The 9,177-nt window shown below is 69.6% G+C and carries 11 protein-coding genes and 1 pseudogene; 6 read left to right on the top strand and 6 right to left on the bottom strand.

Annotation, left to right across the window (positions count from 1 at the left end; genetic code table 11):
• Nucleotides 1-297: helix-turn-helix domain-containing protein (locus tag AC1DZ6_RS13750; protein WP_477097724.1), on the top strand; the 297-nt coding region annotated here is incomplete at its 5' end.
• Between the two features lie 19 nt (nucleotides 298-316).
• Nucleotides 317-1,111, top strand: a complete 795-nt coding sequence (locus AC1DZ6_RS13745; RefSeq protein ID WP_477097723.1) for a lysostaphin resistance A-like protein — start codon at nucleotides 317-319, stop codon at nucleotides 1,109-1,111.
• Between the two features lie 131 nt (nucleotides 1,112-1,242).
• On the opposite strand, the gene AC1DZ6_RS13740 is transcribed toward AC1DZ6_RS13745, so the two are convergent.
• Nucleotides 1,243-1,479, bottom strand: a complete 237-nt coding sequence (locus AC1DZ6_RS13740; RefSeq protein WP_477097722.1) for a hypothetical protein — start codon at nucleotides 1,477-1,479, stop codon at nucleotides 1,243-1,245.
• 91 nt (nucleotides 1,480-1,570) lie between these two features.
• Between AC1DZ6_RS13740 and AC1DZ6_RS13735 the strand changes: the two genes are divergently transcribed.
• Both AC1DZ6_RS13735 and AC1DZ6_RS13730 read left to right on the top strand, forming a co-directional pair.
• Nucleotides 1,571-2,152 (top strand): TetR/AcrR family transcriptional regulator, encoded by a 582-nt coding sequence (locus AC1DZ6_RS13735; RefSeq protein ID WP_477097725.1) that lies wholly within the window; start codon nucleotides 1,571-1,573, stop codon nucleotides 2,150-2,152.
• 40 nt (nucleotides 2,153-2,192) lie between these two features.
• Nucleotides 2,193-3,263 (top strand): acyltransferase family protein, encoded by a 1,071-nt coding sequence (locus AC1DZ6_RS13730; RefSeq protein ID WP_477097721.1) that lies wholly within the window; start codon nucleotides 2,193-2,195, stop codon nucleotides 3,261-3,263.
• A 67-nt stretch (nucleotides 3,264-3,330) separates the two neighbouring features.
• On the opposite strand, the gene AC1DZ6_RS13725 is transcribed toward AC1DZ6_RS13730, so the two are convergent.
• Nucleotides 3,331-4,242, bottom strand: coding sequence for an alpha/beta fold hydrolase (locus tag AC1DZ6_RS13725; RefSeq protein WP_477097720.1), 912 nt, complete (start codon nucleotides 4,240-4,242; stop codon nucleotides 3,331-3,333).
• 126 nt (nucleotides 4,243-4,368) lie between these two features.
• Between AC1DZ6_RS13725 and AC1DZ6_RS13720 the strand changes: the two genes are divergently transcribed.
• The gene (locus AC1DZ6_RS13720) at nucleotides 4,369-4,845 is read left to right on the top strand and encodes a hypothetical protein (protein WP_477097719.1); all 477 of its coding nucleotides are present in this window, start codon (nucleotides 4,369-4,371) and stop codon (nucleotides 4,843-4,845) included.
• Nucleotides 4,846-4,857: 12 nt separating this feature from the next.
• Here AC1DZ6_RS13720 and ku read toward each other — a convergent pair whose 3' ends face one another.
• The 4 genes and pseudogenes from ku to AC1DZ6_RS13700 all read right to left on the bottom strand — a co-directional run bounded on the left by ku (nucleotide 4,858) and on the right by AC1DZ6_RS13700 (nucleotide 8,808).
• The gene (gene ku / locus AC1DZ6_RS13715) at nucleotides 4,858-5,709 is read right to left on the bottom strand and encodes a non-homologous end joining protein Ku (protein WP_477097718.1); all 852 of its coding nucleotides are present in this window, start codon (nucleotides 5,707-5,709) and stop codon (nucleotides 4,858-4,860) included.
• A gap of 158 nt (nucleotides 5,710-5,867) precedes the next feature.
• Entirely contained in the window at nucleotides 5,868-7,325 is a 1,458-nt protein-coding gene (locus tag AC1DZ6_RS13710; protein WP_477097717.1) for an alpha,alpha-trehalose-phosphate synthase (UDP-forming), read from the bottom strand.
• Nucleotides 7,322-7,988: pseudogene (gene otsB / locus AC1DZ6_RS13705) on the bottom strand (trehalose-phosphatase). The gene AC1DZ6_RS13710 and the pseudogene otsB overlap by 4 nt, the downstream one beginning before the upstream one ends.
• 133 nt (nucleotides 7,989-8,121) lie before the next feature.
• Nucleotides 8,122-8,808, bottom strand: a complete 687-nt coding sequence (locus tag AC1DZ6_RS13700; protein ID WP_477097716.1) for an AcvB/VirJ family lysyl-phosphatidylglycerol hydrolase — start codon at nucleotides 8,806-8,808, stop codon at nucleotides 8,122-8,124.
• Nucleotides 8,809-8,970: 162 nt separating this feature from the next.
• Between AC1DZ6_RS13700 and AC1DZ6_RS13695 the strand changes: the two genes are divergently transcribed.
• Nucleotides 8,971-9,177: BlaI/MecI/CopY family transcriptional regulator (locus tag AC1DZ6_RS13695; protein WP_477097715.1), on the top strand; the 207-nt coding region annotated here is incomplete at its 3' end.

Here is a 9,177-nt window from a genome sequence, read left to right as displayed (position 1 = left end):
GTCGAGGCCTGGGCCCTCGACCAGGGGATCAGCCGCGAGACCGCCTTCCGCTGGTTCCGCGACGCCTATGGCGTGGGGCCGGCCCGCTTCCGGGTAGAGGCCCGAGCCCGGCGCGCCTGGCGGTCGATCGTCGAGGGCCGCGCCGGCCTGGCCGAGATCGCCGCCGAGGCCGGCTTCGCCGACCAGGCCCATATGAGCCGCGACGTGAAGGATCTGACCGGCCGCTCGCCCGGCGTCTGGCGTCGGCAAATGCGCCAGATCCAGCTGCAACATAGCTTCAAGACCCGGGCCGCCTGAGGCTGGCATCCAGGTCGGCATGACCGATCTCGCCGCCGCCTCACCCCGCCGTCCGTTCCTCGAAGTTACCGGCTTCCGGTTCAGCCTCTGGTCCACCCTCTGGCCGATCGTGCTGGCCGCGGTGCTGATGCAGACCCTGCTGGTTCCCGGCCGCGAGGCCGCCCGCTGGCTGTTCAAGCACAACATCGCGCTCTTCCAGCACCAGGTCTGGATCTTCGTGGCCCTGGCCACCCTGTTCCAGATCCTGACGGGCCTCCTCGCCCTGGCCGTGATGCGCAAGGCGCTGCCCCAGGCCGACAATCACCTGCGCTGGCCGCCGGGCAAGACCTACGCCGGCCTGGCCGTCGCGATCGGCGTCGCCATGGGCCTGGTCATGCTGGTCGCCGACTACTGGCCCCAGCTCCTGGCCCACACCGCGCCGGACGGCGGCTACGACATGTCGTCGCCGGTCCAGGTGGCCGGCTGGCTGGGCGTGATGCTGGCGGCGGGGCCCAACGAGGAGATCATCTTCCGCGGCCTGCTGGTCGGCATGCTGGCGGTGCTGGTCCCCGGCCGGCTGCGGATCGGCCGGGTGGACCTGCCGGTGGCGGCCTATGTCGTGGCCCTGCTGTTCGGCCTGGCCCACTACGACAGCTTCCTGCACAACCCGCTGCATCTGGCGCTCGCCCAGCAGATCTACGCCTTCGCCTGGGGCCTGACCTATGTCTGGCTGATGGAGCGATCGCGCAGCCTGCTGGCGCCGATGATCGCCCACGGCCTGAGCGACGCGACCGAGGTAGGGATCGTCATGATGCTGATGGCGGCGTGGGGGTAAGACCCATCAAAACTGCTGTCATCCCGGACGTAGCGAAGCGAAGATCCGGGACCGCCGGAAGCGCGGCGCTCAGGCGTCGGTCCCGGATCGGCGCGCTGCGCGCTTGTCCGGGATGACAGTCTTTTTGCCCTCTACCCCCCCACGCTCTCCGGCGCGATCCGCACATGGGCGTCGGTCAGGTGGAAGCCGTGCGCCTCGATGTCGGCCAGGCAGGCGTTCGGATCGACGCCGGCGTGCGGCTCGTCCGGGTGGAGCTCGATGGTCTTGAAGGCGGTCCAGGGCGCGTAGGCCGCGGGCAGGTTTGCGCCGTCGGCCTGGGCCGTGAAGCCGAAGATCCGGCCGGGTCCTCGGAACGTATGGACGATCATGGCAGGTCTCCGTTTCGAAAGGGCTTGCGGTCGCGCTCGACCCGCTTGACACTGTGTCAACTGACGCCCGTTAAAGACCGGACTTTACACCCTGTCAAGCCCACCCCAGACCACCCGCGCCCGCATCCTGGAGGCCACGCTCGCCCTGATCCAGCGCGCGCCCGGCCCGATCGCCATGGCGGCCATCGCCAAGGAAGCCGGACTGTCGCGCCAGGCGCTGTACCTGACCTTCGCCGACAAGGCCGACCTGTTCGTGGCCCTGCTGCGCTATGTCGACGGCAAGCGGGGCCTGGTCCAGGAGCTGGCCGCGATCCGCGAGGCGCCGACGGCGCTGGAGGCGCTGGCGATGATCCTCGACCTGCAGGCCCGCCTGAACCCCGGCTACAAGCCGATCGTCCACGCGTTCGAGGTGCTCCGCCGCCAGGATCCAGCCGCCGAGAGCGCCTGGCGCGACCGGCAGGACCACCGCCTGGAAGGCAGCCGCGCCGTCGTCGCGCGCCTGGCGGCCGAGGGACGGCTGCGCCCGGGCCTGGATACCGCGCTCGCCGCCGACTGGCTGTGGACCATGACCTCGGTCGCCGTCTGGGACGACCTGGTGACTCGGCGCGGGTGGAGCGACCAGGCCTATCGCCAGCACCTCCACGCCCAGCTCGTCGCGTCCCTGGTCGGCTAGCCCTCTTGCGAAACCCGCCGCGATCCTCAAAAAACGGCGGGTGACGGAACACAGGACACAACGCCTCGCCGCCCTGGACGGCCTGCGGGCCGTGGCGGCGCTGGGCGTGCTGCTGTACCACGTCGCCGGCTGGTCGGGGCGGTCGGACCTGTTCGCCCACGGCTATCTGGGGGTGGATTTCTTCTTCTGCCTCAGCGGCTTCGTCCTGGCCCATGCGTTCGAGCGGCGCGAGATCGACTGGCCGGCCTATTTGCGGATCCGCGTCGTGCGGATCTGGCCGCTGCTGGTGCTGTCGACCCTGATCGGCGCGGTGCTGACCTCGCGCCACAGCCCGCCGCTCGTCCCCAACCTGGCGCGCGGCCTGCTGCTGGTTCCGCGCCTGGGCCATCCGGCCGAGTGGACCTTCCCCACCCTTTTCGCGTTCAACCCGCCGGCCTGGTCGCTATGCCTGGAGGTGATCGTCAGCGCCCTGTGGTTCCCGCTGCGGCGGGTCCCGGCCCCGGGCCTGATGACCATACTGCTGCTCAGCGGCGCGGTGATGGTCTGGGTGGCCGCGAACCTGAACGGGATCGAGACCGGCTGGGACCAGAGAACCTTCTGGCTGGGCCTGGCCCGGGCCACCTTCAGCTTCAGCCTGGGTTGGGCCTGCTGGCGCTACCGGGCGCTGGCGCGTCGGCCGCGCCTTCTGCTGCCGGCCGCCCTCCTGCTGGCGGCGCTGGTCATGCCGATCCTGCCCTGGCCAAACCTGCCTTGGAACGGCGTCTACGACTTCGTCTGCATCACGGTGCTGTTCCCGGCGCTGGTGCTGGTCGGCGCTCACGATCCGAAGGGCGCGGTCGGCGCGCTGTGCCGGACGCTGGGCGACCTCTCCTACCCGCTCTATGCGATGCACTGGGCGACCTGGGCGGTGATGCTGCGGCTCTATCCGGACGGCTGGAAATCGCTGCTGCCGCTGTGGTTTCCCGCCCTGGCGATGGTGGTCGCGCCGGTCGTGGCCTGGATCGCGTTCCGGTTCTACGACGCGCCGGTCAGGCGGTGGCTGCGGTCCAATAAAACCACTCATCCCGGCGAATGCCGGGACCCAGATCGTGGGGCGGAGTTTCTCGGATAGAGCCTGGACGCTCAGGCTGCCTCTGGGTCCCGGCATTCGCCGGGACGGGCGGATCAGGAGGGGGTTTTCAGCACCTTGTAACCCCCGCCCAAGGCTGCGCGCCGTTCAGCCAGCCCACCGCATCGACCACGTAGTCGCGCTGGGCGTCGAGGATCGAGGTGTGGCTGGCGAAGGCGTCGATCACCACCGCCCGGCAAGCGCGCCCAGCCGGGGCGATCTCGGCGGCGCGCCAGTCGCGGTCCAGGGGCGCGTCCGGCGTGCGGCTGGCGACGATCACCGCCACGGGGATGGTCGGCCGCAACGGCGGCAAGGCGTCGACGGCGGCGAGACCCGGAAGAAAGGCCCGAACCTCCTCCAGTCCGGCCTGGATGCTGGTCCGCCCCGTCCAGGCCGACCGGCGCCGGGCCGCCGCCTCGGCCGCCGGCGAGATGTCGTCCATCAGCGGGATCAAATGGGTCAGGCCGACGGCGCGGGCGAATGGCGTGTAGGCCGACAGGCGCGCCTCGTGCTCCAGGTCGGCCAGGGCCAACGGATGGCCCTTCACTTCGGTCACGACCGCGTCGACCAGAACCAGCCCCGCCGTCCGTTCGGGCCAGATGCGGGCAAAAGCCTCGACATAGAGCCCGCCGTTGGAATGCCCCGCCAGGATCACCGGCGCGTCGCCCTCCTGCCGGGCGATCAACGCTTCCAGCCGGGTCGCGATGGCCACGGGCGAGCGGTCCAGGTCGTGGATCCGCGCCAGGCCGATGCCGTCGCGGTCGTAGGCGCAGACGCGTTGCCCGCGGGCCAGCCCCCCCGCCACCAGCGACCAGTCCGCCGCACCGCCGAACGCTCCGGCCTCCAGGATCACCGTCGGGCGAGCGGACTTCTCGCCGTGGCACTCCAGTGCGCCCCCGTCGAGGACCGCCGCGTCCGGGCCGCCACGCGTCGCGCATCCGGCCAAGAGCAGGACGAGCAACACGACGTTCACAGCTTTCATCGGAGGTTCCCGGGCGATCGCGCCCATTCGCCGGGGATGGGCCGAAAAGTCAAACGCCCAGCGAACGCCGGCGTGACGCGCAGGGCCGATGATGCTTTGCTGCTCACCGACACGTCGCGAGGTTCCATGCCGACAAGCCTGTTGATCGCCAGCCTGCTGGCCGCCGCCTCGCCCGAAGCCGCCGCCCCCGATCCGCTGGTCTATTTCGAAGGCGCCTGGACCTGCGCCGGCCAGTTCGAGCCGTCGAAGAAACCCCTGGCCTCGGCGATGGCGTTCAGCCGCGACCCCGACACCGGAGCCTTGCTCAAGCGACATCGTGACGCGGCGCCGGGAACCTACAAGGCGGCCGAGACCTGGAGCTTCGCGCGGGTCGCCGGCGGCTTCCGCGCCACCATCGCCGACGGCTTCAGCGGCCTGCGCTGGTACGCCTCGCCGGGCTGGGAAGGCGATCGCTGGACGTGGAGCCGCCAGGGCGCCGGCGAGCCGGGCGAGCAGTTCGTCTACGTCCGCACCGGACCGGCGACGATGACCGTGGACTGGATGATCTCGCGGGCGGGCGCGCCCCTCGTCCTGGGCGACACCCTGGCGTGCACGAAGGCCTAGAACGGGCCGCTTCTACGACGCCTTCTTGCGCGCCGCCGGCTTCTTGGCCGTCGCCTTCTTGGCCGGCGTCTTGGCGGCCGCCGCGCCCGGCTTCTGGCCCAGGCTCTTGCGCAGGGCCTCCATCAGGTCGACGACGTTGGTGTTCTCCGGCTCCTCGACCGTCACCTTGGCCTTGCCGCCCTTTTCCTTCTGCTTGATCAGGGCCCGCAGCGCGTCCTCGTAGCGATCCTTGAACTGGCTGGGATCGAACGGACCTTCCTGCTGCTCGATGATCTTCTGGGCGATGGCCACCATCTGGGGGTCGGCCTTGCGGTCGGGAATGTCGTCGAACAGTTCGGCCGCGTCGCGCACCTCGTCGTGGCTGCGCAGGGTGTAGGCGACCAGGCCGTTGTCGCGCGGCTCGATGGCCAGCAGCCGCTCGCGCGTGTGCATCACCACCCGGCCCAAGGCGATCTTGCCGGCCCCGGCCATGGCGTCGCGGATCACCGTGTAGGCATCGACCGCCAGCTTGCCGTCCGGCACCAGGAAATAGGGATTGTCCCAGTAGAGCCGGTCGATTGAGTCGGCGTCGACGAAGCGCTCGATGTCGATCGTGCGGGTGCTTTCCAGCCGGACGCTCTCGATCTCCTCCGGCGTCAGGATCACATAGTGATCCTTCTCGTACTCGTAGCCCTTGACCAGGTCGGCGCGGTCGACCGGGCCCAGGTCCGGATCGGTGGCGATCATCTTGATGCGGTTGTGGGTCTTGGGGTGCAGCAGGTTGAAGCGCACCTCGCCGCCGGGGCTGACGGCCGTGTACATCGCCACCGGACAGGTGACGAGCGACAGGCGCAGGTGGCCTTGCCAGGTGGGACGAGAAACCATCTGTCCGTTCCTTTAAAACCCGCTCATCCCGGCGAATGCCGGGACCCAGATCCTAGATCTGGGTGGATGACTGGAAGAGCTCGGCGCTTTTGGCGTCAGCCACCTCGCTATTCCTTCTGGGTCCCGGCCTTCGCCGGGATGAGCGGAAGAGATCATGTCTAGCTCCTGCCTCCGGCCCGCACGGTCAAGGCCGGCGGCGCGGTGAGCGCGATCTTGGCGCCGTCCGGCTTGATCTGGGCCGGCGCCGGCTCGCGCAGCTGGGCCACGAAGTCGTCGCGCCAGGCGGTGACGTCCTGGCGGGTGACGTTGTCGATCAGGCTTTCGAACCGCCGCTTGCGCTCGTCCAGATCCATGTTCAGCGCCCGGGTCAGGGCGTCGGAGATCTCTTCGGGGCTGTTTGGATTAATGATCAGCGCGTCCTTCAGCTGCCGCGCCGCGCCTGCGAAGCGCGACAGGATCAGCACGCCCGGATCCTCCGGCGCCTGCGAGGCGACATATTCCTTGGCCACCAGATTCATGCCGTCGCGCAGCGGTGTGACCAGCGCGGCCCTCGAGGCGCGATAGACGCCCGCCAGCTCGTCGCGGCGATAGCTGCGATTGAGGTAGCGGATCGGGTTGTAGTCCATGTCGGCATAGGCGCCGTTGATATGGCCGATCAAGCCGTCCAACCGTGAGCGCAGGTCCTGATAGGCCTCGACCTCGTCGCGCGACAGCGGGGCGATCTGCAGCAGCATGACCTCGCGGCGCGCCGCGGGATTGTCGTGCAGGAACTTCTCGAAGCCGATCAGCCGCTCCTCCAGTCCCTTGGAATAGTCGAGGCGATCGACGCCCACGACCATCTTGCGGAACACGCCGTGGGCCATCAGCCGGTCATAGACCCGCAGGGCGCGAGGACTGTCCTTGATGCGGGCGAAGTCCTCGGCGTCGATGCCGATCGGGAAGGCCCYGGCCTGGGTGGTGTGGCCGAAGGCAGTCAGCCGCCCGTCCTCGGTCCGCTCGCCGCCGACCTCGTTGAAGACGTAGCCCTCGAAGGCCTGGACGCTCTCCTCGGTCTGGAAGCCGATCAGGTCGTAGTGGAACATCGCCTCGACCAGCGGCCGGTGGCGCGGCAGGGTCACGACCAGCTGATGGGCCGGCCAGGGAATGTGCAGGAAGAAGCCGATCCGGTTGGTCACGCCCAGCCGCCGCAGCTCCCGCGCCATCGGGATCAGGTGGTAGTCGTGCACCCAGATCACGTCGTCGGGCTCGATCAGCGGCAGCAGGGTCTCGGCGAACCGCTTGTTGACCCGGTCATAGCCCTCGCCGAACGAGCGGTCGTAGGCGGTCAGGTCGACGCGGTAGTGGAACAGCGGCCACAGGKTCTTGTTGGCGTAGCCGTTGTAATATTCCTGGTAGTCGTTCTCCTCGAGGTCGACGGTCGCGACCGTCACCCCGTCGGCCTTCTGCATGTTCAGCTGGCCGGTGAACTTGTCGGTGGTCTTGCCGCTCCAGCCGAACCAGATGCCGGAATATTCGCGCAAGGCCGCGGCCAGGGCCATGGCCAGGCCGCCGACGCTCTCGTCGCCCTTGCCGGTGGGCGGGTTGACGCGATTGGAAACGACGATCAGACGGCTCACGCGGCGGTCCTCCCGATAGACGCGCTCAGCCAGGCGAGCACGGCGTCGCAGTCGTCCAGGCGGTAGGCCGCCTGGGTGGGGCGTTCGGCGCCGACCAGCACGCCGTACCCGCCCAGGCGGGCGGCGGCGGCGAAGCCGTCTTCGTCGGTCAGGTCGTCGCCGACGAACACCGGGGTCGCGCCGTCGAACGGGGCTTCGCGCAGGAAGGCCGAGACCGACTTGCCCTTGTCCTGGCCCGGCGTGCGCAGCTCGGCGACCATGTCGCCCAGTTGCAGCACGAGATCCGATGATTGCGCCAACCGCTCGGCCGCCTCGATCACCGCGTCGGCGGCCGAAGGGGCGTTGCGGTAGTGCAAGGCGACGCTGAGGCCCTTGTCCTCGAACAGCAGGCCCTTGTCGCATCGCGCCAGGTCGCGCAGCACGTCGCGAGCGTGGTCGAGGTCGGGATGCGGCTTGGCGCGATCGACGCCGTGCGCGCCGCGACGCACCAGGCCGTGGACGGCGGCGACCGACTTCACGGGGCCCGACCTGTTCAGGTCGGGGCATGATCGGGGCCAGGGTTCCGTCAAGATCGAGAAACAACGCCGCGTGAGACGGCAAGGCGACTGGGGGTGGCGGCAGATCATTCGGCGCATGCCGAACGACTGACCCGAACGCGGTCATGGCGAGAAGGCCCTCTCCGATGTGTACAGGCCCTAGAAACGCGCGTTGGCGGGGTTTCGATCCCCCGACCGGTGGTGAAGCCGAGTCACGATGCGCTCACGCCAATGTGCGCGGGCACGGGCGCCCCTTCGGCTCAGAGCGCGGCGGCCTTCAGCACGGCCTTGCCCAGGCCTTCGTAGTCGCCGTCGAAGTGGTGGCCTCCGGCCAGCCTGACCTTGTCGACGCCCGCCGCCGACAGGCTGGGGCAGATGTCCAGCCGCTCCTTGTCGCCATAGATGCAGGTCACCGGGAAGCCCTTCAGGGCCTCGACCGCGGGGGCCACCGCGAAGGAGTCGGCCGACGGGCGGTTCAGCCAGCTGGCGGGGTGGAAGGCCAGGTCGCCGTTGGGGCCCGCGCCGATCAGCACCACGCTCTTGATCTGGCCCCGCAGGGCGGCCGGCAGCAGCGGCACGATGGCCGGCAAGGCGTCGGCCCCGAACGAATAGCCGATCAGCACGATCTTCTGGCGGCCCCATTGGGTCTGGTGGCGGCGTAGTTGGTCGGCGAGGTCGTCCGCCAGGGCCTGGGGCGAGCGCTTGGTGATGAAATAGCGCAGCGAGTTGACGCCCAGCACCGGCACGCCGCCAGCGGCCAGCACCTTGGCCACGCCGCGATCCAGCGCGCCCCAGCCGCCGTCGCCCGAATAGAGCACGGCCAGCGCCTCGCCCGGGGCCTGGGCGGGGGTCTCGATCAGCCGCGGCGCGACCGAAGCCTCCGCCACGCCGACACAGGCGAGGCCGAGAACGACGGCGAGAGGCAGCAGGCGGGCGCGCAGGGTCATGGCGATTGTATCGCGCTCGATCTTGACCATGCCGGGGCGAAGTTTGGGCGGCGCGGGGGCCTTCGACGGGGCGGGACCCAGGTTACGGCGAATTCACTTCATCCGCTCCACTACACATGTAACGCTACATTTGTAGCGCCACCCCTCAACCGCGAGATCGCCGTGATCGAAGCCCTCCCCCGACGCGAACGCGAGGTCTTCGAGACCCTCTGCCGCCTGGAGGCCGGAACGGCCGCCGGGGTCCGGGGCGCCCTGTCCGACCCGCTCAGCGACTCCGCCGTCCGCACCCTGCTCTCGCGTCTGGAGGGCAAGGGCCTGGTCGAGCGCGCGACCGGTCCCGACGGCTTTCTGTACAGCCCGGTCCAGCGG

It is taken from the genome of Caulobacter sp. P1_B12_2 (genome assembly GCF_056406675.1).
This window is presented reverse-complemented; position numbering and strand designations above follow the sequence as displayed.

Bases quoted from the DNA above. Each gene is read 5' to 3' on its own strand.
- AC1DZ6_RS13745 (WP_477097723.1), top strand. From the start codon at position 317: ATGACCGATCTCGCCGCCGCCTCACCCCGCCGTCCGTTCCTCGAAGTT.
- ku (WP_477097718.1), bottom strand. From the start codon at position 5,709: ATGGTTTCTCGTCCCACCTGGCAAGGCCACCTGCGCCTGTCGCTCGTC.
- AC1DZ6_RS13720 (WP_477097719.1), top strand. From the start codon at position 4,369: ATGCCGACAAGCCTGTTGATCGCCAGCCTGCTGGCCGCCGCCTCGCCC.
- AC1DZ6_RS13740 (WP_477097722.1), bottom strand. From the start codon at position 1,479: ATGATCGTCCATACGTTCCGAGGACCCGGCCGGATCTTCGGCTTCACG.
- AC1DZ6_RS13700 (WP_477097716.1), bottom strand. From the start codon at position 8,808: ATGACCCTGCGCGCCCGCCTGCTGCCTCTCGCCGTCGTTCTCGGCCTC.
- AC1DZ6_RS13725 (WP_477097720.1), bottom strand. From the start codon at position 4,242: ATGAAAGCTGTGAACGTCGTGTTGCTCGTCCTGCTCTTGGCCGGATGC.